Annotated in this window: 13 protein-coding genes and 2 pseudogenes; 7 read left to right on the top strand and 8 right to left on the bottom strand. The window is 58.9% G+C overall.

The genetic code is table 11. The features are described 5' to 3' along the window. Positions 1-199: 199 nt before the first annotated feature. Both F9K07_RS21200 and F9K07_RS21195 read right to left on the bottom strand, forming a co-directional pair. Complete coding sequence (locus F9K07_RS21200; protein ID WP_159597035.1) at positions 200-1,180, bottom strand: IS5 family transposase; 981 nt, start codon at positions 1,178-1,180, stop codon at positions 200-202. Positions 1,181-1,548: 368 nt separating this feature from the next. Then, positions 1,549-2,037, bottom strand: a complete 489-nt coding sequence (locus F9K07_RS21195; protein WP_159595303.1) for a hypothetical protein — start codon at positions 2,035-2,037, stop codon at positions 1,549-1,551. Between the two features lie 1,052 nt (positions 2,038-3,089). On the opposite strand from F9K07_RS21195, the gene F9K07_RS21190 reads away from it, so the two are divergent. Next, a protein-coding gene (locus F9K07_RS21190; RefSeq protein WP_159590482.1) for an IS3 family transposase occupies positions 3,090-4,177 on the top strand; the annotation gives its coding sequence in 2 pieces (ribosomal slippage) (positions 3,090-3,342 and positions 3,342-4,177; 1,089 coding nt in all). 396 nt (positions 4,178-4,573) lie between these two features. Then, positions 4,574-5,146: a hypothetical protein gene (locus F9K07_RS21185; protein ID WP_159595302.1), complete on the top strand. Its 573-nt coding sequence runs from the start codon at positions 4,574-4,576 to the stop codon at positions 5,144-5,146. Positions 5,147-5,405: 259 nt separating this feature from the next. Here F9K07_RS21185 and F9K07_RS21180 read toward each other — a convergent pair. The 5 genes and pseudogenes from F9K07_RS21180 to F9K07_RS32320 form a co-directional block, all read right to left on the bottom strand. Continuing rightward, a pseudogene (locus F9K07_RS21180) lies at positions 5,406-5,636 on the bottom strand (IS3 family transposase); the annotation flags it as partial. Positions 5,637-5,816: 180 nt separating this feature from the next. Then, positions 5,817-6,680 (bottom strand): ubiquinol-cytochrome C chaperone family protein, encoded by an 864-nt coding sequence (locus tag F9K07_RS21175; RefSeq protein WP_159595301.1) that lies wholly within the window; start codon positions 6,678-6,680, stop codon positions 5,817-5,819. Between the two features lie 3 nt (positions 6,681-6,683). Then, a complete protein-coding gene (locus tag F9K07_RS21170; RefSeq protein ID WP_159595300.1) occupies positions 6,684-7,364 on the bottom strand; it encodes a helix-turn-helix domain-containing protein in 681 nt (226 codons plus the stop codon). Further along, complete coding sequence (locus F9K07_RS21165; protein WP_159595299.1) at positions 7,306-8,916, bottom strand: hypothetical protein; 1,611 nt, start codon at positions 8,914-8,916, stop codon at positions 7,306-7,308. The genes F9K07_RS21170 and F9K07_RS21165 overlap by 59 nt, the downstream gene beginning before the upstream one ends. 460 nt (positions 8,917-9,376) lie before the next feature. After that, positions 9,377-9,638: pseudogene (locus F9K07_RS32320) on the bottom strand (IS3 family transposase); the annotation flags it as partial. A 186-nt stretch (positions 9,639-9,824) separates the two neighbouring features. On the opposite strand from F9K07_RS32320, the gene F9K07_RS21155 reads away from it, so the two are divergent. The 5 genes from F9K07_RS21155 to F9K07_RS21135 are packed head-to-tail and all read left to right on the top strand — an operon-like array spanning position 9,825 to position 20,998. Then, positions 9,825-10,937: a DUF4236 domain-containing protein gene (locus F9K07_RS21155; protein WP_159595298.1), complete on the top strand. Its 1,113-nt coding sequence runs from the start codon at positions 9,825-9,827 to the stop codon at positions 10,935-10,937. Between the two features lie 29 nt (positions 10,938-10,966). Beyond that, positions 10,967-12,775 carry an AAA family ATPase gene (locus F9K07_RS21150; protein ID WP_159595297.1) on the top strand — a complete coding sequence of 603 codons (1,809 nt, stop codon included), beginning with the start codon at positions 10,967-10,969 and terminating at the stop codon, positions 12,773-12,775. Beyond that, complete coding sequence (locus F9K07_RS21145) at positions 12,772-13,407, top strand: 4Fe-4S cluster-binding domain-containing protein (protein ID WP_159595296.1); 636 nt, start codon at positions 12,772-12,774, stop codon at positions 13,405-13,407. The genes F9K07_RS21150 and F9K07_RS21145 overlap by 4 nt, the downstream gene beginning before the upstream one ends. Next, positions 13,404-19,670, top strand: coding sequence for an AAA domain-containing protein (locus F9K07_RS21140; protein WP_159595295.1), 6,267 nt, complete (start codon positions 13,404-13,406; stop codon positions 19,668-19,670). The genes F9K07_RS21145 and F9K07_RS21140 overlap by 4 nt, the downstream gene beginning before the upstream one ends. After that, a complete protein-coding gene (locus tag F9K07_RS21135; protein ID WP_159595294.1) occupies positions 19,667-20,998 on the top strand; it encodes a hypothetical protein in 1,332 nt (443 codons plus the stop codon). The genes F9K07_RS21140 and F9K07_RS21135 overlap by 4 nt, the downstream gene beginning before the upstream one ends. Here the strand turns inward: F9K07_RS21135 and F9K07_RS21130 are convergent. Continuing rightward, on the bottom strand, positions 20,995-23,796 hold the full coding sequence (locus tag F9K07_RS21130; protein ID WP_159595293.1) for a UvrD-helicase domain-containing protein: 2,802 nt from the start codon (positions 23,794-23,796) through the stop codon (positions 20,995-20,997). The genes F9K07_RS21135 and F9K07_RS21130 overlap by 4 nt on opposite strands. Positions 23,797-24,109: the final 313 nt, after the last annotated feature.

The following is a 24,109-nucleotide window of genomic DNA, read 5'->3' as shown; positions in this document are numbered from 1 at the left end:
GAGACGTGGCCACAGATGCCAGAAATTGGTCACGGAGGAGGCGAATGCTTGGTGCACTCACTAGGGAAGGTCTGCACAACGCTCGCCGCAATGCGCCCTGATGCGCGATGTTTCAGATGGCGGAAGCCGCAACGCGACGCGGGTCATTTCAGGGCCGGTTTTCGTCCCGTTGGCGGCCTCTTGTCTCCTTTGGGCGCACTCATCCCCGGACCTCTTGCAAAAGCGTTCGGCGCACCATCCACAGATTGGAGAGCGCAAACAGCGTGTGTAACTGCGCCGTGTTCTTGGCAAGCCCTCGATAGCGCACCTTCACATGCCCGAACTGGCGCTTGATGACCCGGAACGGGTGCTCGACCTTGGCCCGGATGCTGGCCTTCACGTGTTCGAGCTTGTCCACGACCGCGCCCAACGGTGTGCTCGTGTCCAGGGCCCGGCGTTTGCCCGGGCGCAGCGCCACATGCCAGTTCACATCAATGCCTTGCGTCTCTTCGCGCTTGGCAGCGCCCTGGTAGCCCGCGTCGGCGAACACATCTGTTTCTTCTCCATGCACCAGCGCACTGGCCTGCGTCACGTCGTTGACGTTGGCCGCTGTGCCCACCACTGTGTGCACCAAGCCCGAATCGGCATCAACACCGATGTGAGCCTTCATCCCGAAGTGCCACTGGTTGCCCTTCTTCGTCTGGTGCATCTCAGGGTCGCGCTCGCCGCTGGCGTTCTTGGTCGAACTGGGCGCGGCTATCAGCGTGGCATCAACCACTGTGCCCTGCTTGAGCAACAGGCCCTTGGCCGTGAGGGTGGCGTTGACCGTGGCCAGCATCTGCAGGCTCAGGTTGTTCTTCTCCAGCAGGTGACGGAACCGAAGAATGGTGCTCTCGTCAGGCAGGTTCTCCTCGCCCATATCCAACCCGGTGAATTCCCGAAACATCGGCGTGTCGTACAGCGCCTCTTCCATCGAAGGGTCCGACAGTTTGAACCACTGCTGCAGAAAGTGGATGCGCAGCATCGTCTCGACCGCAAACGGCGGGCGACCGCCTTTGGCGCCAGTGCCAGGTGCATGCGGGGCAATCAACGACACCAGCTCGGCCCACGGCACCACCAGGTTCATCTCATCAAGGAACTCGCGCTTGCGCGTCCTCCTCGTCTTGCGCTCGTAGACGTTGACGCGTCTAGCTGGTGCGATGATGTAGCTCCTACTCGAGATCGTGGAGGCGAAATGACGAGTGAAATGGATATGCAACCTGCAGAGCTTGTTGCCTCGAACCGCTACCCGGACGAAACCGGATAAAGGTTCGACACGCTCAAGCCGCTTACGCCTGAACAGCACGAGGCGATCTCTGAGGCGGAGCCAAAGAGAATGGGTGATGTGCTCAAGTCTTTCTTGGTCGGGCGGTCGGCGCGGGCGCACAAACACACCGAGTGTGGCGTGGCTCGCTCTCTTCGTTCAAATCCATGGACACCTGCTCCATGCAAGTCAACCGGCCAGAGATCCTGACGATTTGAAGAGCGCGCTTCCGTCGGGTCAGCATCGGTATCACACCTTGAAGCGCTTCAGGAGCGAGTTTCCTTCAAGAGGATGTCGCGAACAGCCTCCCATTTACCTGCCTTAGTGAGGCTTGCGACGCGTCTGCGCGCGTACTGCATGTCCGCCTTCTCTCCTGGCAACTCAGACCATCGACAATAAGTTTGCAGTTTGATTTTTAGGGCGTTCAGCTGCCGTTTAAGAGCCGCAGTTTCGTTGAGACGTGTGGCGCGGCACTTCAGCAGGTTGCCCGCGTACAGCACGTCAAGAATCTCACCGACCTCGGCGTCTGAGACTTCGCTTGCGCTGGAAAGATGAATCTTTGACCTCTGTTGGACAGCATCGACGTAGTCTCTTAGACGTTGAGCTTTTAGACTCCAGTGAAATACTTGCGAGCGCTCATGGTCGCGCGTGTAGATATCCTCGCAGGAAATACTCGCCACCTTTAAAGACGTGACGCAGAAGATGTCTTTGAAGGCAGTGCCACGAACCCAGCACTCAAGCACGGCATCTGGCATGGCGCAGTCTAGGCGGCCATCAAGCGCGTGCCTGTATGTGCTTGCCCAGCTTCGCATCGCAGATCTGCTGTGAACCAACCAACCCAGACGTTGCTGCGCAGTACCGCTAGCCCAAATGGATGTTCGCCGAAGAGTTGGCAAGGTATCGACCTGGCTCGTCGGAGACCCGTAGATAGGTCGGCAGGACTCAGTGGGTGGTCTCGGGCTCAAGAGCCAGTTGGAAAGTGGAGGTGTTTTGCAGTGAAGCGACTGAACGAGGAGCTGGCTGGGTACCCAAATCTCCTGGCTTGGAGTGGTGAAACGGTGGAGTGCTTGACCTTGAGGTGGGAGCTCTTCCCAACCCATCAGATTCAAGTAAAGCGAGATGTTGTCGAGAGAATGAGCCTTTGAGTCCAATGTGGCTGCAAGGCTAGTTCCACCAAGTTTTAGTCGTTCAGGGATTTGATGGATTGGCAGGACGGACTGAAGACCGTCAAGGCCCTGGGTGTGGCAGTGCAGGTGGCCATCTGCGGCGCTTTTTGAGATGTGGCTGATCCAGGTCATTTGAGTAGGCTCCTTCCTGCTCTGTAGACACTGGCATTTATTCATTCCTCCGGTAAGCCTCTTCAATCCTCATGGTCGAGGTCGAGCACGCCTTGCCTCGCCACGCCCTCAACCGGCGATTGAGGACCAATGGTCGCTCGCAGGTCCTCAATGTCCAGTAGCCATTGCGCGAACTTGGGCGCTCCGTCAGAGACGCTTTCCCACTGGCCGTTTACGTCCTCCGCTACCTCTCGGAGGTCCAGGTTGCCTTCTTGCTCGTCCACCATGAAGTGCAGGACCCGTTGCGCTTCGTTCGTGAGACGGTCGAAGTCTGAGAGCAATGACGGCGAGAGAGCGAAGAGCCGTGCATGCTCGAGGCACTTGATGTTTCCTGCAACAACTTCGCCGCGTGAGTCCCTGACCTCATAGTGGGTGCCTTCGGCTGTATCAAATTGGCGAATGTGCCAGGGTAATCCCCCCGCAAAACCATTGAGCTGAGAAGTAGAGACTCTGACAGGAGAATCTCTACCATGAAGAAATCGCGATTTACCGACAGCCAGATCATCGACGCACTCAAGCGGGCGGAGGCGGGGCTAACGGTGCCTGAGCTTTGCCGAGAGCTGGGGATCAGCTCGGCGACGTTCTACAAGTGGCGGGCCAAGTTCGGCGGCATGGATGCCTCACTGATGGCGCGCATGAAGGAGCTGGAGGCGGAGAACGCGCGGCTGCGCAAGATGTATGTCGAGGAGAAGCTCAAAGCCGAGGTCGTGGCGGAGGCACTCGCAAAAAAGTGGTGAAGCCATCTCGCCGACGCGAGATGGCACAACAAGCTGTGCGCCAGCGCGGGCTGTCGATCAGGGCTGCTTGTCAGGCATTCCAGATCAGCCAGGCCTGCTACCGCTACGAGGCCCGTCGCGGCCTTGAGGACGACGAGATCGCCCAATGGCTGCTGCGCTTGACCGACAACAACCGCAACTGGGGCTTTGGCCTGTGCTTCCTGCACCTGCGCAACGTGCGCGGCTTGCCCTGGAACCACAAGCGCGTGTATCGGGTTTACCGGGAGCTGGAGCTCAACCTTCGCATCAAGCCGCGCAAGCGCCTGGTGCGCGAGAAGCCCGAGCCTCTGACGGTGCCCAAGCACAGCAACGAGGTCTGGTCGATGGACTTCATGCACGACCAACTGGAGGACGGTCGCAGCATCCGGCTGCTCAACGTGATCGACGACTTCAATCGCGAGGCCCTGGGCATGGAGGTGGACTTCTCGCTGCCCTCGCAGCGTGTGATCCGCACCCTGGCGCAGATCATGGCTTGGCGCGGCAGGCCCAACGTGATTCGCTGTGACAACGGGCCGGAGTACATCAGTGCCACGTTGCTGAACTGGGCCAGTGCCAGAGGCATTCATATCGAGCACATCCAGCCGGGCAAGCCCCAACAGAATGCCTACGTCGAGCGCTTCAACAGAACGGTGCGCTACGAGTGGCTGTCCCAGTACCATTGGAGCGACCTCGACGAGGTTCGCGAGTACGCCACGCAGTGGATGTGGCGCTACAACCATGAGCGCCCAAACATGGCCTTGGGCGGCATCACCCCGAAACAGCGGCTGGCCATGGCCGCATAGCTCTACTTCTCGGAGCCGTGGAATTCGGGGGGATTACCCCAGCGGGCGTCAAAGGGAACGTGTTCTCCTTGAATGGGGCGAAGAGGGGCAATGTCGGATGTGTTCACGCTGAGGTCCTTTGGTGTTGCTTCTCACGGCTTTCCCGTGATCTACAAATATATGAACCTGGTTTATCCCTTCACGGCACGCGTTGTCGCTCTCAGCCGTTGACGTCGGATGCTCGGGATTTTGTGTCTGATCTGTTGCTTTAGACCGGTCGTTCGGGTCTCGAGAAGAAGAAAGCCTGAAACGGGTAAAAATTTAGGCAGACGGTCGCTATATGAGTTGTCGCCACCCTGGCGTCGCAAGACCCACCACTGACTACCCATGTACGCAATCACGAACCAAATCTTGTCCATGTCCGAAGCTGAGGACCGCTTTAGAGGAATCTTCGACCTGAAGGCCGGTCTGCCAGAGAACGACTGGGGAACTCTGTATGGCGCTGAGGTCTGGCTTCCAGGTCCGAGCGATTCGTGCCCGGCCTCACATCATGTGCTCTTCGTACGTGCTGACCACTACGAAAAGGCCGAACTCTTGAGCAAATGCTCCCTCCCGTTGCAGGACATCAACCTGAAGTCGGAGAACCTTGAATACAAGGAGTCTTTCGCCTTCTTGGGTCCGGAGGACGACGCCATCTACATTCCCCTTTGGCACGTCGAGTGCCTCAACATCTGTGAGGGACAGAGCGTCGTGCGAATCGTCTTCATTGGACGCGATTGGGTAATCGACATGCGTCACCATCTCAGCGGTGACGACCTGGACGGCTACCTAGTCGGATGGCAGGCCCTGACGAACACCTCGGGTCCGAACTACAACGCCTGTATAGAACACTCCGATGCCGAGTTTGAGGAGGTCAAAGGACGGAGAGCTGGTTTTTCAATACCGGGAGAGGTGGTGCTTCTACGTCGCGCTGGGACCGAGCGCCATTGAGCTGACATGGCCCTGCGGTAACCGTGCACACGCAGCCTGCGTTGAAGCCATTCCACTGGGACGAAACGCATTGAGTACGCAACTGCCCCCTATGATTGACGAAGGCCGCGCACGTGGCCTTTTTCTTTGGGGCGCTCTCACACGAGTTCGTTGAAAGCGTAAGTCTGGCGGCGGAGGCCAGCGCACGTTGCGTGCGATCGGTTCGGCGAGCATGTAAAAATGCTCCGTCGGGGGGGGCGGATAAAAACTTGGACCGGTTTTATGCCGCAAGTCCAAGGCTCACCCGGTATTCGGTAGGGCTGAGAGAGCCAAGAGAGATCTTGATCCGCTTCTCGTTGTAGCAGCGGATGTAGGAGTCGACCGCCTCGATGAATTGCTCAATGGTGGCGTTCTTCCAGTGCCGAGGATACAACAGCTCGTTCTTCAGCCGACCGAAGAAGCCTTCACAAGCGGCGTTGTCAGGTGAGCATGCCTTGCGAGACATCGAGCGGGTGCCGTGTCGTGGGTGCTGTTGCCTGGCCCGCTGCTCGGGCTCATCGGGCTACGTCCGATATTGAGCAACCGCGCGCCGTGACATTGGGAACCTGATCGAGGCAAAAGGGTTGCGAAGATAACCTCGCACACAGCATACGCCCGGACGTCCGGCGAAAGGCCGTTGTCTGTGGCGATCTCAGGAAGCTTCCAGAGCCTTGCCGCACTCGCCGCAAAACTTGGCGGCAGCATGGTTGTCGTGAGAGCAGTGAGGGCACTTGTTTGCGTAAAGCTCTGCCAGATACCTCTTGCGCATGTAGGCCACTTGCACCACGCAAGGCAGCGTCACGCGATAAGCCGGGCTCGAAAGATCGGCCAGTGTCCAGAGTGTGGCGACAGCGATGCCAACAGGCCCGGCGATCGCCGCCAGGCCTCGCGAGCCCACCAACGATGCAGAGGTCATGGCTGCCCGGCCCAAGACTTGGGCCGAAACAGCGGAAGCGACGGAGGAGGCGACATTCAAGCTAGCCATGGACAGCGCTGCGCTGACCACTGCGCCTGCGCCCACACCGCGAAGCGCTCCAAAGCTTGTCACGCCCAGCTCCTCTAGTACCTTTTTTCGCTCAGCTTCCGGCATCTTGTCGAACGCCTGCTTGAAAATTCGCAACAGTATGGCGTCTTCGATTTCAGGCACGGACGCGCCCTCCCCGAAGGAAGCATCCACCTTCTTCGCTACATCGCTCACCAACTCGGCATAGTCAATCGTTGCCGTCGCGCCCGCGTTGTCAGCACTTTTCTTGAAGAATCCACGATAGACATTGGCGATGGAGTTTCCACCAAACAGGAGAATTTCATTGGCTACGAGCGAGCGGTCGCCTGGCGTGAAAAGTTTGTGGTTACTGCATGCGGTCAACCGTTTACAAGCATCGTTGCTCAGCGACAACCGGCCCGACCCGTTGTCAGAGATGTAGTCGGCCAGCAGAGCGAGATCTTCCGAGTCCGCCACGGACAGCAGTGTGTGCAAGCTACCGGGATTGTTGAGCAGAGGGCTGTATTTGGACATTTGTCAGCTTGGGTTGGATTCTGGTGAAGTGCGAGGCGGAGTTGCAGACAGAGCAAAAATGGCGCAAATCACCATCAACAAAGGGCGATGTTCGGGATTGAGCCCGCGAAAAGAAAGGACTTGGCTGGTGGCTGCGATGTTGGTTCTGGCTGCTTCTGTCGCACGAGACCCAAACCCACACATCTGGGCAATCTGCTGGGCGTCCCGAGCAACATCCGAGGCGACACCGCTGTATTCATTGCTTAGCACGGTGTCGGATACAAACTCACGGAAGTTATCTGCTCTCTCCAGGGCCATGTAGGTGGCGACGGACGAGCCCAGCTTTTTCCAGTCGTCTTCGGTCAGCAGCAGCAGGCCAGGAGACACATTCAACGCGGCTGCCAATTTGCATATCACCTCAAGCGTAGGATTGGGAGGCTCCTCTTTAGCTTTTTCGTCGCTGACGAGCAATTTGTTCAAGGTGGAGGCGGCGATGCCAGCACTTGCGCTCAAAGCCTGCCGTGAAACCGACTTGACCTCACCATTGGGGGCGGTGCCAGATTGGTTGATCATCCTTCGCAAAGCTCGGCGAAACTGATTCGAGCTTTTGAGGAACAACTCACTTTTAGCGGGCGCATCTGGCTCATCACGCATGGCGATAGACCATCGAAACTGCTTCTTTGGCCGCAATGGCTTCATCGCCATGGGGATGGGAGTCGAGGACGAAATTCGGAACGTAGGCGCTGGGATCGTAGACCTCATCCTGTTCCTCAGAAATTTCGCCTGCCTCCGCGTCTTCGAGCAATTTTTCGATGAAATCGAGAACTTTCTGATCTTGCGGAGGGGTGATGGTTTTGCGGTTCTTGACGATCTCGAACGCATACGCTTCGTAATGGTCTCGAATGAACTGCGATCGGCCCTTGGAGGCATACAAGGCCTCCAGAAATCCACCGGGAATGGACGCGCCAATGAAGCTCAAAAAGGTTTTGAACTCCTCCTTGCTCATCACATATTCCTCGGCGATGACCCTGAGCTCTTTATCAAGAAGCGCCTGCATTTGAATTGCGTCGTCGTCGACAAGGCGGTCCATCGCCGCTGCGGCGATCATGCCGCCCGCAGCGCCTGCACCAAGAGCTCCGGCCAGTCCCCCAACGACCCCACCGACGACTGTGCCCACAACGGGGACTGCACTGCCTGCAGCGGCACCAAGGGCGGCCCCGCCGAGCCAGCCCGCTGTGCCTGCCGCAACTCCCGTGGCATTGACAACGAGGTTCTTCCCTACCTGTGCCCAGGATGCGCTGCCGGTGATCGTTGCTCTGTAAATGTCCGGCAGCGTGAGCACGGTGACTGTGACGACTCCTGTGATGGCGTTGCTTCGGAGCAACTTGGACACATGATTGACCGCCGAGGCGCCATGCACGGCCTTTCCTAGAGAAGCATGGGCAACCTTTTCGATGGCAGTTTTCCCCAAGCCCGTCTTGGCGACGCTCTTCAGGCCGCTTCTGACCAAAATGGTGCTCGCGCGGGAGGTTTGTGTTCTCAACAGTTGCGCACTGCCCACGCTGGTGAAGAACGCGACGCCTGAAGTTTTGAGGCCTTGGAGCGCAGCGCCCTTCAAGGCGTTTGTCTGGCTCTCGCCGCTCCAGATTGCCGTGCCGTAGTCCATGACGAAACCCAGCCCAAAGGCAGCGCCGCAAACCACGGCGCTATTTCGCACGTCGTAGCTCAAGCTGTCGATGTTGCCGGCACGTGCAATGTTTTTGGCCTGCTGATAGGTGACACTGCCCTCTTTGATCAGCTTGCCCGCGTCTGCCGGATCAGCAACACCCGGAACTTTCCCGTCTTCAATGCGTTTTTCCATCAGTTTGACGGCCGCTTCATACTGATCTTTCGGCACCTCCAACTGCATGCCGTTGTAGCGATACAGTCCAGTTGTATCGTCGAACGCCGCTCCAACCGTGCGGCTTGCAGTATCAAAATACTTCGTCTGAATAGAGATGCCGTCCGCTATGCGATCCGCTCCATTCTTCAAATTGTCCGACCCGGTCTTTTCAACGACACGGCCCAATCGTTCATCAGCCAATGCGTTGACGTCTTCGGCAGCGAACCCCGTGCCGCCTTTGGCTGAAAATCTGCCGAGCTGGGTTGACTCCATCTGCGTGGCCACATAAGGCGGAATAGCGGCCTCCGGTATGTGCAGTCGTTTTGATTGCCCAGGCCCATTTTCGGTATCGGATTTGATGGATTCTTCGCGCATTTTTTTTGCCTCCTGAACATGACGTTGAAGTTGACCGAATTCTAGGCAACGCGAGATCTGTGACGAAGCGACACAGCAAGCTTCACTCCATTTAAACGGAGTGAATCGCCTCGTAGGTTGGCGAAGGTAGATCCCCCCGTTTGTTGATCGGCAGGAATCGCGCACTCTTTAATCTGAGTACCCGAAAGCATGCGGAAAAACCATCCCGCCCTACAGTCCACGCCATGCCGCGCTTCACTTCTTCCCGCGTGCGCTCGGAGCCTGGCCCTTCCCGCGATCTGGGTGGAAGCCGTGGACGTCCATTTCGTGTTCACACGCGGCGCACACGTGGCTGCGCGCTTGCGATTGACCAGCGCGCACGCGCGCCGGTAGCCTTCGCTGGGCAACCCTGTGATCTGCTCACGGATGTCTGTAGCAATTGAGCGTCGCCATGCGGCGCGTGTGCAGTTCGGCCCTCGACCCAAGAGGCCGGCCGGCTGCGCAGCTCGTGAACGTTCGAGCGCGCCAGACCGAGTGCTTGGCACACAGCCATCATTGGCCGTCCCCAGACAACAAGGGCGAGCGCGCAATCCACTTTTTTTAGCGGCGCACTCCACGGCCTCTTTGAGGATCTCGTTCTCCAGCGTCTTCTCACCCAGCACGCGCTGCAGCTCTGCAATCTCGGCCCGGGCCGCGGCCAATTCGGAGGCTGGCACCACCGCCTCGCCGGCGGATACACCTGCGCCGGATCAATTCAGGTGACGCAGACGCATGAACGATCTCACACGAGGGTTCGGCGCACTCCGTGGGCACCATTGCTAAATGTGCAAATGCGACAGAATGTTACGATGAATTGACAGCCGTAGCTGCCGTCTTGCGATCGCGACACAGCGAGCGTGTGTTGAACATAGCCAAGTGGAGGAGGCCTGATGGGACTTACGTTTGCCAAGAGCGTTCGCTTCGGCGCGGTGCGCTTCAATTTCTCCGGCTCAGGGATCGGCATGTCCGTGGGCGTGCCAGGTCTGCGCGTCGGTACGGGGCCGCGTGGCGCTTACATAAGCGGCGGAGCAGGCGGCTTTAGATATCGCAGTAGCCTGAGTGGCAGGACGACTCGGCGACAGGCGCTCGCGGCCACAACGCAGCCACTTGAGTCCAGCGCAACGCAAGCACCACAACCAAACGTCGTCGCTACGACAGAACACGACACCACATGCGTTTTGCAGCTGACCGATTCAAATAGCGACGGCCTGCTACTGAGCATTAACGAGCAGCGCAAGAAGTCATCTACCTGGCCTGTCGCTGTTGCCATCGCAGTCGTGGTGTATTTCTGGTTCTCATCGCTCATAGGAGCGGAATCCGGGGTGTGGCGAATTTTGCTCGCAGTTGTCCTCATGTCCGTTGTCGCGTGGCTGTATTGGCGAGACTCGATGCAGAAGCTCACAGTTCTGTTCTTCGATCCCGATTCCGCTGCCAAGGCTGACTTTGAAGCTATCTGCGATGCCGCGAGATCTGCCGGCTCTTCAAAGATGGTCAAGGCCATCTCGAGCACGTCTCGTTATGCAGACTTCAAGTATTCCGCTGGTGCAAGCCAGGGACTGAAGTTCTCAGGGGCTACATTGAAGTTGGGTCAGGTGCCCGGTGTGAAGGCGAACATTGATGTCCCCATCTTGCAAGCCGGGCGAACGACACTCGCGTTCTACCCAGACAGAATCCTTGCCTTTCAGGGGAAGGCGGTTGGCGCTATCTTGTATGAGAGACTTCAAGCCGTCGCACAGAGGACACAGTTTGTGGAGACTGGCTCTGTTCCAAGTGATGCGACGGTGGTGGGAAGAACATGGAAGTACGTCAACAAGTCCGGGGGACCCGACCGGCGCTTCAAAGACAACCGCGAGTATCCGCTCTGCGCATACCACCAATTGAACATGGCAACCTCTGAGGGCCTTGATATCCGGCTCATGATTTCAAAGGACGGAGGGTTCGACTCCCTTGCCGGTGCGGTCAGGGTCATGTCGGCAGCGAATCGAGGCACGGTCCGCGCGTAACCAAAAAGTCGCAGAAAGGAGATCAGTCGATGTCAGCAGGTTTTGAGGTGCCCAGGTGGCAGCGAGACTTGGAGCGCTTTCTGCCACTTAAGAGCCAGTTCGTGCTCTCCGGAAACGTGCGCGATTTTCAGGCTGTCCAGATTACTGAGGGCATCGTCACCACTCAGCCCCTCGCAGAAACCCTGGCATTGACTTTGAGACAGGCGGGCTATGCGGAGACGCTGCACTACGCCCCGTTGACAGGATTCAGTCGACTGCAAGCTCCCGGGTTTCCTGCTGGAGAAGCAGGTTCTGACCTTGGGACTTTGATGGAAGGTGGAGCAGGAGCCGAAGGTCTCTCGTCATGCTTGCATAGACTGATTGAACGCCAAGGCGCACCAGTTGCCCTCGTCATTGACTTTGCGGCCCGCCTTCTCACTCGTCCGACAGATCTCAGTGCGCAGGAGCACCAGCTCTTTACCAGGGCGTTGATGTTGTCTCACCAAGCTAGAGCTCGACCCGTCGGTGAAGCACGTAAGCCTTTCTTCAACACAGTGGTGTGGGTTGTTGACAAGGAGGGAGACCTTCCCGATTGGTTCTTGGTTGGGAATCCACGGGTGCGCCACATTCCGGTGCCCCGTCCTGATAACCGGGTGCGTAGGGCTCTTGCTCCGGCTTTGCTTCGGCCGTTGGCCGCAAAGGCTACCCCCGAAGTTGTGCAAAAGGCTCTGAACGAGTTCGTCGACGGCACCGAAGGCATGCTGCTCATTGACCTCAACTCCATCGCAGTTCTTTCACGGGTCGAAGCCGTGCCTCTGGACCGCATCGGTGACGCAGTAAGGAGATACAAGGTCGGCGTCACCGAGGATCCCTGGCAGGGCATCGACAGGGAGAAAATCAAGAACGCTGATGCGTTCATTCGGCAGCGCGTCAAAGGGCAGCCAGATGCCGTCGTGCATATGCTCGATATGGTTAAGCGCGCTATGACTGGCGTTGGAGGGGGACGCAGGGGCGGCCGTCCACGAGGTGTGGCGTTCCTGGCGGGACCAACCGGGGTTGGAAAAACGGAGCTTGCCAAGACCGTTACCAGTCTTCTGTTCGGCGACGAAAGTGCATACATCCGCTTCGACATGTCCGAGTTCAGCGCGGAGCACGCAGACCAGCGCCTTATTGGAGCGCCACCCGGCTACATCGGCTACGACGCGGGCGGCGAGCTTACCAACGCGATACGGGAGAAGCCCTTCAGTGTGGTCCTCTTCGACGAGATCGAGAAGGCACACCCAAGGGTGCTGGATAAGTTTCTTCAGATTCTTGATGACGGCGTCCTCACTTCGGGCCGAGGCGACCGTGTCTACTTCTCAGAAGCGCTCATTGTCTTCACCTCGAATCTTGGCATTTACAAGCTGGGCGAGCACGGCGAGAGAGTGCTCAACGTGTCACCAGATGAGCCCTACGCTGCGGTCAAGCACAAGGTCGAGCACGAGATTGACCGTCACTTCAAGTACGTGCTGAATCGCCCCGAGATTCTGAACCGCATGGGTGAAAACGTCATCGTATTTGACTTCATTCGTGAAGACGTGGCAGGTCAAATCTTCGATCAAATGGTCAGCAGCACCCTTTCGGACCTTTCCGCGCAGCAACTGACAGTGACAGTACTTCCAGATGCTCTGGGAAGTCTTCGGGTACTGTGCCTTCAGGATCTCTCGAACGGCGGACGGGGCATCCGCAATCACGTCGAGGCCCATCTGCTCAACCCGTTGGCTCGTGAGCTCTTTGATACGGACGCCCGGGCCGGCGAGCAGTTTGAAGTGGTTGAGCTAAGCGCTGGCGCGCTGAGTCTCAGGCGCGTGCAGACATGAAAGTCGCATTGTCCCGGGTGCACTTCCCGGTGACCACTCTGGGGCCTGGGCGACGTGTAGGAATCTGGTTCCAGGGGTGCTCAGTGCGCTGTCCAGGCTGCATATCCATGGACACTTGGCACCCACGGCAAGCGGATGTGGAGGTATCAATGCTGCTGGAGTCCATTCGAGGGTGGCTCGCCGAGAGCGACGGCGTGACCATTTCTGGTGGAGAGCCATTTGACCAGCCCGACGCGCTTATGGCGGTAGTGGAGGGGGTGCGGCATCTCACACATGGTTCAGTATTCGTCTACAGCGGACATTCTTATAGTTCGATCTGCTCCCATCCAGCAGTGGCAGAGGGGCTCATAGACGCGCTCATGTCCGAGCCGTTCATGCTTGACGAAAGACAGACGCTATTGCTTCGAGGCAGCGACAACCAACGGTTGCACCTGCTGACTGAGAAAGGCAAGGCTGAGTTTTCTTGCTTCGAACGAGACGACAGTGGCGATACAAAGAATCTCGATTTCATGGTGGACAACGATGGCGCCGTCTGGTTAGCCGGCATCCCGCAGAGGGGAGATATGAGAAAGCTTCAGGCGCTCCTTGCCAGCCAAGGACATGTCATTTCGGTTACTGAGGGGCGTCAATGACTGAGCTCGTGCGTGTCTGTCCGAGCTGTACGACCGAGCGTCCTCTTTTTGAGATGACATGCGAGGGACAAGCAGGTGATTCGAATTGCAACTGGGACCTGAGTGGCATTCCTATCTCTCCCTCAGGCTGGCGCCCTGCGCCGGTCATCGCCGCTGTATCCATTGCGCCAACGGAGCCCGGAGCTTCAGAGGGGGCGGTGTGCACCAACGGTCATCCTGTTGCTGACGGCGACCTGCTCTGCCTTGAATGCGGTGCAGATGTCGCTGCACCAGGAGACGCACCGGAAGTCGAGCAGCCTGCGTCGGAAACCGTCATTGGCGGCTGGCACGTACTGCAGCAAATTAGTTCTACGACTGGCAGGCGTGACCGGTATCTTGTGGAGGAGGATGGTGCTGGACGCCGGGGAGTCCTCACGCTGTATCACCATGGATGGGAGCCGGATCCGCTTGTGTACGAAACGCTGGAGCGTGTATCCAACGAACATGTTCCCCGAACGTTTGCCTTCGGTCGATGGGAAGAGCGAGCCTTCGAGGTTGCTGAGGAACTCACTGCCGGAACACTCGCGGACTTGGGTACGGTAGTCGTCGACTCGACAGGTATTCGTCGCATTGCGTACGAACTGGGCAAGGCGTTGGACGCATTGGCCGAAGTGGGGTTGCGACATCGCGATATCCGTCCAGGAACGTTGCTGGTGCGCAATCGCGACCCCTTGGACTTGGTAGTCAGCGGTTTCGGGTCCGCCAGGTTGTCGGAGTACGACCTCGACATTGTGGCCCCATTGGAAATCACCAGATACACCGCTCCGGAGGCCGTTGCTGGTGGGGTTGCCGCAGCTTCGGACTGGTGGAGTCTCGGTATCGTGCTCCTGGAGCAGATTACAGGTGGAAAGTGCTTTGAGGGCATTGAGCCACAGGCGTTTCTCATACACGTCCTGACCAACGGGGTTCCCGTCCCTAAGGATATTCCTTCTGATGTTGCGCTGCTTTTGCGCGGCCTCCTCACGCGCGATAGACAGCGCCGCTGGAAGTGGACGCAGGTGCAGGAGTGGCTTGACGGCAAAGCTCCGGAAGTCTTTGATGGACTCGGTGAAGGCACATCGCAGCCTTCTGGTCCATCCGTATCGCTTGGGGGGCAGCGCTTCTTCACACTGTCATCTTATGCACTCGCGGCCGCGAGCCAAAGTGGGTGGGAGGAGGGACGAGACCAGCTCGCACGCGGAGTGGTGACAGCCTGGGCGCAAACGCTGAATGTGCCGCCTCAACAGTTGGCCGACCTGCGCCGAGTTGTCAGGGACGAGTCGCTATCGAACGACAGCCGTTTGCTATTGGGCCTGAAGGTACTGAATCCTGACATGCCTCCGGTGATGCGGGGCGTCATCGTGAGCCCCCGTTGGTTGCTCGAGAGTCCTGTCGAAGGGTACGAGCTGGTGACAGGGACGGTACCCGACCTACTTCAAGATTTGGGCCAGGATAGTTGGCTCTCACGCCTCAAGTCACGAGCACAGGCCGTGCGCGAGCGGGCGGCCAACCTCAATGTCGAACTCGACGAGGCGACCCTGCGCCTTTATCTGCTGAGCGCCTCTCGCGCAAGACTGAGTGCGGAATGGGATACGCGCAGACGAGTGTTCCCGGACTCTGAGCACATGGGCCTGCTGAGCTTGATCGAGCGCAGAAGCCTGAGTGAAGAGGATCTCATTGTCGTCCTCTCTGCCGCACCCACGTTGTTCCGCTCGTGCGATGCGATTGTGGAGGAGGCGAGGCAGCTGGCTGAAGCCAACAACGTCGCCACATTTGAAGACGAGGTCGCGCGGGACCAGGTGACCTGGCCAAGGAGCGAGCAATTTCAAGCGGTGGCAGAGCGCATCGAGGGATTCGCGCGGTGCGGCCACGTTGTTGTCAACGGTTGGGCGGATGAGTTTCGTCTTGAGCGCCGCTTGCCTTTGGCGCAGGCGCTGGTTCTTCTGGCCGTGCCACAGCAACAATGGCAGGAGCCTCACAAGCAGCAGTATGTTTCCCAGATACTCACATTCTTCGAGAAGAAGGTTGTGACGACAGTTTTGCGCGGACCGCTGGTGCGCATGACGATTGGCAAGAGTACGCCGCGGGTTGACCTTCAAGAGCTCCACGCACCAAGGTTGGACGCTGCAGGGCTGCTGGATCACCTGCTCCAGCGCAACTCGAACCCCATCGTTCTTGACCCCACGCCTCTTCTTGCGGAGGGAACGACAGCACATAGGCTGCATTCCCTGGAGCGCCATAGCCAGCTCTACAAGAGAGATACTGGCATTGACGGCTTGTATTTGGGGTTCCCATTCCTGTTGACGAAGGATGCAAAGGCCACAACCGCCGTCCGGATTGCCCCCGTACTGCTGTGGCCCGTGCGCGTTCACCATGAGGTAGGGGCGAGGACCAACGTCCAGGTCTCGTTTGACAGCGAGCGCGAGGAAATACGACTGAACCCGGCACTTGAGACTCTCGTCGGCCAGGAAACCTACAAGAAGTGGGTGCGGGCTACAGAAGAGTTGCTCGGGCGATCGTCGCTGCGCGCAGTAGATGTGATTGACGCATTCGGCTCGCTGGCCGTACCTCGCAACAGGTCGCTCGTTGTCCTCCCAGGGCCAAAGGTAGATGTTCCTGTTCGAAGCTTGCAGCTGGAATGTGCTGCAGTGCTGTTTCACATGACCTTTATGGGTCAAGCAATTGGCGAGGAGATTCGGCAACTCCAAACGCAAAGCCCGATTGGCACCGGACTTGAGACTGCTTTGAGGCTGCGCCAGAACGAGCCTATGCTGGCAGAGACTGCACGCCCAAAAGAGGTGGATCGGTTCTTTACCGTGTTCAGTGACCCATCACAGGAGAAGGCAGTTCTGCAGGCACGAACTGCACCCGGGCTGCTCGTCGAGGGTCCACCAGGAACGGGTAAGAGCCAGACCATTGTGAACATGGTGGGGGACGCCATCGGGCAGGGCCGTAGCGTGCTCATCATCTGTCAGAAGCACGCCGCACTCGAGGTGGTCTACAAACGGCTCGTCGCAGAGGACTTGGGCGACCGCGTCGTCCTTGTGAATGATGTCAACAAGGACCGCCAGCCCATCATCAAGGCAGTGCGCGAGCAGCTTGAAGCCTTGACCCGTCGCCCCACCGGTATCGTTGACCAGATCCAGCGCAAGCGGGAGATGAAGGCCGCGCGTATTGAAGCGCATGAAGCCACATTGGACAACCATCACGCTGCCCTACACAGGATTGATGGAGCGGTAGGTCTGAGCTACCGCGCGCTCATCGGGGAGCTCATTGAGCTCGAGACACCAGACACTCCCCTGGAAGTGCCAGCCTTGCGACCAATGCTCCAAAGATTGAACATTGCGGAACTTGCGACGTTGGAGGAAGAGCTGGCTCCAGTGGTTCGATACTGGCTGCCCGCGCGCTACGAGGGCAGTGCGCTCGCGAGTACCGAGGCGTTCTCTGCGGATCTGGCTACTTTGAATGACTTCCGGGAGGCCTTCAATGCTTTCACAAGTGCTGAGGACGTGCGCCATCAGGTGCTGACCACCAAGCCCACCAGCTTCGAAGTGGACGACCCTGCTCCCCATGCGACTTGGTTGAGCTCCTACGGCAACGAATTTCTGCAGATGCCCGAGGAGCAGCGTAAACCGCTGGCGAAGTGGTTAAAGCTGTTCCGAGAAGCGTCGCCTGGTGGGGACATGGTGGGCATGGCGTATCTGGATGGACTTCGACGGACGCGGGACGCGTTGAGCGGATGTCGTTCTCAGGACTGCGACCCAAAGCTTTCCCCGCTTCTCTGTCGCATCAATCCGGGCAAGCTCGCGGAACTGCGCAAGCTCACAGCTGAGACGGTAGAAGTGAGTGGTTTCTGGTCGTCTCTCAACTTGTTCAAGTGGAGTCGCAAGCGCAGGGTTTTGAAGTTCTTGCAATCAGTGGGGGACACGCCATCTCATCCAAGATTGGAGGCATTGCTTAGAGCCGCAGATCTTGAGCTGGCATGGCGGCCGTTACGCAAGGAGCTCTCCGAACTTCACGGCCACCTCGGGCTTCCGGCGCTTGAAGAAAGCAGTGGGCCCACCCTTCTGGCCACGGCGAACACGGTTTTCTCGATGCTGCAGACGGTTGCGCGCCATGCCGCCCATCTACAGGCATCGCCCTGGTTTGCAAAGCTGGACAATGTGGCGCAGCAGGGTAGTCGCGATGCATTCATCCACCTCTTCACAGAATTTGACGCCGCATTCGCGAGGCACCAAGTCAGAACTGACAGTTGCACCTCCCTGGGAAGGCTCAAGAGCTGGATGACAGCTTTGTGGGTGCAGGAATGTGAAACGGCCATCGGCAGCAATCTCGGTAACGGCGCTCGCATTGCTCCGTTGGAGCGGGCTCTCCCGACTCTGGCCGCTTACCAACTGTTCCGAGGTCGCGCCAAGCAACTCAGCCAACTGGCCATCAGCTTGCTAGGGATCCTGCGAATCAAAGAAGACCAGCTCGACGCGATTACCCCATCTGAGCTTGAGAAGGCCGCGCGGCGGATACTAAATCGAGAGGCCCGTCTAGCATGGAAGGGTGCCTTGGAGCAAAGCTGTCCAGATCTCATGCTTGAGCGGCCTGAGCTTGAAAGCAAGGTTGCGTCGCTGGAGCAGTTCGATCAGGAGATGCGCCAGCTCAATCGCGAGTTTCTGAAGGTTCACTTCGACTCGTCAAGCATTCGACCCATCCGGGATTGGGAGGACATCACCCGGCTTACAGGGCAGCGAGCCAGACGGCTTCGCGAATTTGTGGAACTCGGTGCAGGACTGGGACTGATGAAGCTGCGCCCCGTCTGGCTCATGAACCCCGATGTCGCCAGCCGACTGTTGCCTCTAAAGCCAGGCCTCTTTGACACCGTTATTTACGACGAGGCGTCTCAAATGCCCGTGGAGTATGCGCTTCCGACACTCTTTCGCGGCAAGGTCACGGTGGTCAGTGGAGACGAGAAACAGATGCCGCCAACCGCCTTTTTTGCGAGCAAGGTGGAGAGCGACGAGGCTGCGGAGTTCGATGGCGAAATGCTGGAGGAGGGCGCCAGCGAGGAAGAGCGCGATGTCTTTGAGGAAACATGGAATCGGCGCGAGATCAAGGATTGCCCCGACCTCCTTCTTTTGGCACGTGCCAACCTTCCGAGCGAGCGATTGCAGATTCACTACCGGTCTGCCTACCGAGAGCTCATTGGGTACTCAAACGCCGCCTTTTACGGAAACGACCTGAGCGTCCCCGTCACTGTTCCCGATGAAACTGTGAAGAGAGTGCGTCCCATCGAGATGATTCGCGTTGATGGCGTCTATCGCGAGCAGACCAATCAGGCAGAGGCCGAGCGTGTCGTCGATGTGCTTCAGGAGATATGGCGCGCGCCATATGTTGACCGCCCGTCTGTTGGCGTTGTGACATTCAACCGTAAGCAGGCGGATCTGATTCAGGAGGTCATCGAGAGTCGAGCCGAGGCCGATCCGGTCTTCAGAGAAGCCTATGGCCAGGAGTGTGAGCGCTCCGAGCAAGGCGAGGACATGGGCGTCTTCGTTAAGAACGTAGAAAACGTGCAAGGCGACGAGCGCGATGTCATCGTGTTTTCATCCACATTCGGCAGGAATGAGCAAGGCACTTTCCGCCGTGCCTTCGGAGTGCTCGGGCAAAAGGGCGGCGAGCGGCGCCTGAATGTGGCTGTGACGCGCTCTCGTCGCAAGGTCTACATGGTGACCTCCATGCCTATCGCGGAGATCAGCGACCTTCTGAGTACGCGGCGTCCACCGGCAACGCCTCGGGACTTCCTGCAAGGCTATATGGAATACGCCCGTCTCGTATCCTCCGGAGAACTCTTGACCTCGAGGTCCTTGCTCTCCAGGCTTACCGTCCGACGCGAAGCGGCTCGCTCTGTCCATGGCGAGAGGTCACATGACGCATTCCACCAGGCCGTGGGGGAGTTCCTGCGGTCGCTAGGCCATTTAGTTAAAAGTTCAGCAGACTCTGACGCGTTCGGTCTTGATTACGCGATTGAGCATCCGGATACTGGGCTCTTCGCCATCGGCATTGAGTGCGACGCACCCAGACACCCGCTCTTGGAGCATGCGCGAGCACGCGAGGTTTGGCGCCCCCAGGTCCTGCAGCGGTCATTGCGGGTGCTGCACCGCGTCTCGTGTCATGGGTGGTACCACGACGGCGAGCGCGAACGTCAGAACCTTGTCGGCGCCGTCCGGGTTGCGCTGACCATCCAGGAGGGAGTATGAGCGGTCCTAAAGTCGTCCGCGTGGTGACGCGGGAAGAACTCGTCGCGGCAGGGGAAACGTTGCTCTCCAGACTGAATCAGGCCGTTGTCGATTGGCAGCGTTCTCAGGGCACTTCGGGCGTGAGCAATGCCGAGCAGGACAGTACCAAGCAGCGACGTGACAAACTCGAGACGCTGCTGCGTGAAGACAAGTTCGCGGATTTTGAGCGAGCTGCCACTGCAGAGGTTGTCTTTCTGAATGCGGATGCAACGAGGAGGCGAGAAGCTGCTGCCCAGGCCAAGGCCGTTGCTCGCGCCCGCGCTCTCAATGGCAAGGGAATCGCCACTGCCTTGCTGGCAGCATCCTCAGGATTCGCCGCCGACTTACAGCGACGTCTTGAGATGGCTTCAAGAGGAGAGCTCGCGCTTGATGACTTGGATCGCGTGCTCTCTGAGGCGAATCGTTCTCTTGCGACGTTGTCGGATGAAGGGTTGACCGAGGAGCAGAAGCAACTTGCAACTCGACTCGGTGCTGGCGCTGGAGCAACTGTTGAGAGTTGGCGTGCTCAGCATATTGAGACCGACAAGCGTCTACAAGAAGTGCTTACGGACATCGCTGAGCTGGAGCTTCTGCGGGATGTGGAAGGGGCAGCCTCCACTCAGAGCAAGCTCGATCAGTTGTTGCTCAGTCCAGCTTCAGCAGAACGGAGCATGAGGATGGACAGCTTGCAGATGGCGATTCGACACAGCAAGACTGTTGCGCGTCAAAAGGCCAGTGCGCTGGCTGAGGCAGAGCACCTGGCCACTCAGCTCTCAGATCGGTCGTCCAACGCTGCACTGTTGGGTCGCCTCAAGGGCGCTGACATGACGTTGGGGCTCGGAGACTTAGAGGGCATCCTCGTATCGGCTAGGGAGGAGCTTCTCGAGGTTCAGAAGTCTCACGCAGCATCAGCCAGGAGGCGCGCTGTTCTCGATGGGCTAAGGCAACTCGGATACACGCTGCATGAGGGCTTGGGCACTGCTGCCACTGAAAATGGAGGTCTGGTGATGAAGAGTCCGAATCGGCCTGGCTATGGAGTGCAGGTCATGGGGGCTGGAGACCTGTCTCGAATGCAGGTGCGATCCGTTGCGTTTCACAAGGGACGCGATATGACGAAGGACCGCGCGGAGGAAGAGACATGGTGCGGTGATTTCAGCAATCTCCAGGAGCATATTGCTTCTCTGGGAGGCCAGCTAGTAGTCGAAAAAGCCCTGGGTGTAGGGGCAACGCCCTTGCGCGAAATAGTGATAGTGGCGCCGGCCGAGGAAGTGCGCAGAAAGGTCGCGTCTGTCTCTAAGAGGGCAAGCTAGCCCAACCAACGTTTTCCTTTTCGAGGAACGACAGGCGCAGGCGTCGACCAATGCCGGCGTGGTTTGTAGTGGCACGAGGGGTAGTTTGAGCAGGAGCGAAACTCCCCATAAGGCCCCGAGCGCAGCACCAGAACGCCTTGCTTGCAAGCCGGACAGGCATCCTCTTTGACGGCCTTGCCGTCGGTGTCGGTGAGCACCAGGGCTCCCTGATCTTCAAGTTCTCGAAGGAACGTTGAGCATCGCCCTTTAACCGTGAACATCGCCACCGTGCGCCGGGCCCGGGTCAGGGCTACGTAGAACAGGCGACGTTCTTCCCCCAGTGGGAAGTTGTCCCCATCGGGCATGGCCAAGGCCAAGACGGGGTCGTCGGTGCGCGTGTTGGGGAAGCTGCGCCCCTTCAGGACACTGAGCATCTCCGGCAGGATGACGTAGTCCGCCTCGCTGCCCTTGGAGCGGTGGATGGTCAGGAACGAAATGTCCACCCAGCGGTTGAGGCGACGTTGGTTCGCTGTAACGTATTGCTTGTCAGTGTTGTATCGCCCGAGCACGTAGACGGAAACCTTGCCACTGCGGCCCGTTGGGATGGTGCCCTCGCGCACCCCCTCTGCAAGGGTCATCACGAACCGGTCGATAGCATCAGCCAGTTGGTCTTTGCTGTGTACCTGGAACGCCTGAAGCACCGGGCCTTGGGCCGGGGTGGCGGAATGCACGCGTTTGGGGATTTGAGCGGGGTTTTTCGAGACAAACGCGCTGGAGACGTCGCACAACGCTTGCGGGCAGCGGAAGGTTTGTTCGAGCTTGAGCACCTGGCCGTGGCCAAACCACTCGCGGAAACCCGTCATCACCCCCACGTCCGCGCCAGCGAACCGGTTTATAGATTGCCAGTCGTCGCCCACCGCGAAGAAGAACCGGCCAGGCGGCTGAACCAAGGCGCGACACAAGCGAGCCCTGGCACGCGAGGCATCCTGGAACTCATCGGCCATCACCAGATCGTAAGGCGACTCCACGCGGCCACTCTCCAGATGCCCGGCGGCAAGGTTGAGCATGTCCTCAAAGTCAATTCCACCCTCGGCCGCCAGTGCTTGGTCCCAGGCTGCCAGGATGGGGGCGGCGATGTCCAGGAACCTCTGGTGGCGGTGCTTGAAGATATCCTGGGGCATCGCGTCCAACTGCTGCTGCAGGGCGGGAATGCTCAAGCCGTTGCTCTTGGCGTGGCTCATGAAGGTGCGGATCAGCCCGATCAACTCGATAGACTCCATGGGCTTTTGCCCACCTTCGGGAATCTCACGGTCTGGGTTGGGATCGAGCAATACCCCACGAGCGGTCAACTCGCGCTCCAGTCGCTCGAAGTCGTCACCGTGGCGCAGGCCGTGTGAGGTGGTCTCGAACAACGTCGTGCCCTTCTCCGCGTGCAACTGCCGTTTCCAGAGCACCCCTTCCAGGTAGTTCTCGAAATGGGGTGGAGGCACGCCGTGGGCGTCGAGCGCGAAGTGTTCGTGGAACAGGTCCAGATCGGGATAGTAGAAGTCCGGGCGATATTGCCGGTGCGCTTCGTCCGCGGTACGGTGCGGGTAAGGTGCCTCGTAGTGGTATTCGACCCCGTTCAAGAACAGGAAGTTGGCGATCATCACCTCTTCTAGGCTCTTAACCCGCTCGCCCCGGTTTGTGACCAACGCGCCTTTGCCTTGAGCGTCCCACACGTCGGCGGGCTCCGGAGAACCAAAGGCAGGGAGGTTTCGTCCGAAGACGAAGCGGAACAGATCCCACTGGCGACGGAACGCGAGGGAACCATCCTTCAACTGGTCGACGATCTCGGTGAGCTTTCGCACCCCACTTGTCGCGTCGGTCGCCCAGTCGGGAATGTCGGGCTTTTCCTTTGTGGCCTTGCCGATGAGGCGCAAGCCCAAGGCGTGGAAAGTGGAAGCCTCCACAGTCACGCCTTCCATACCCAGGCGTTCAAACGCTTGGGCCGCGCGCTCCTTGAGTTCCTCTGCTGCTTGCTTGTTGAAGGCCAGCAGAAGGATGCGTTCGGGCGTCACGAAGCCTCGGTGGATGGCGTAGGCCGCCTTCGCCACCATGGTGGAGGTCTTGCCGGAGCCGGCCGAGGCCACGACCTGCACACGGTTGTCGAAGTAGACCACGGCCCGGGCTTGCTCCTCGGTCAGCGGCTTGCTCTCGACCCGGTCGAGCAGATTCTTGCAGGCTACCAGCTCGCGTGCGACGTGGGCGGCGTTGAGCGCGGCCCATGCGGGGCGGTAGTCGGCCTCCCACGCGGTCAGCGCGCGCTCGATTGCCTTCGCCTGCGCGCCCAACCGGACCACCACGCCAGCCTTCTGCAGGCGGGATCGGACGGCGGTGGGGTTAACGGTCGGCCGGGCCGCCAAGACGATGTCCTGCTGCTCGTGGGTGAGCCAGCGCCGCTGCTCTGCGCAGGCCCGTTCCTGATCGGCCTTTTGCTCCAGCCAGCGGTCAATTTTTTGCTGCTCGCCCTGGAGAAACCATAGATCTCTGCGCAGACGCTGCTCTGTCAAGGCGACATTCAACGCTTGAACGAGAGTTGCGCCTTGGGCGTTAGGCAGCCCATCGGCCTTCACCTCACGCTCCTGCCCAGGATAGAACGTGATATCCGTCCAGAACGTCCCGGCTTGGACGCGGTAGGTAGTCTCGTCCTCAACGTTGACTCGGTGGGAGTGGCCCAGCAGCGTCAGGGCGAGATCCAGTCCCTTCAGGCGCAAGCGCCAATCCGATGACCCGGTTAGATGCATGCCCCACCGCGAGGGGGCCCATTCCTTTGCCATTTCTTGTCCTGCATTGCCATGGAAACGCCCGCGGGGTCGCGCCACCGTACCGGTTTCCCCTATGGTAATCGCAGCAGCCGCGGTCAAGCTTAGCTCGTCGATTCCTGTCAGGTCGATGACGTGAGCCCGTTACCGCATGCGGATATGCAGGTCCGCCACACTGGGGCAGAGTGCAAGTGAAGGCCGATCCATGTTGGCGGGGCGGCAGAAGATGATCTTGCCTTGCAGCTCCAACACGGCCGATACGCAATGCCGCCCGCTTATTCGTGTTGGGTGCGGTTCAACTGCTCAACCTGCTGGCTATCGCTATGGC

This window comes from Hydrogenophaga sp. BPS33, assembly GCF_009859475.1.
GTDB lineage: Bacteria > Pseudomonadota > Gammaproteobacteria > Burkholderiales > Burkholderiaceae_C > Hydrogenophaga.
This window is presented reverse-complemented; position numbering and strand designations above follow the sequence as displayed.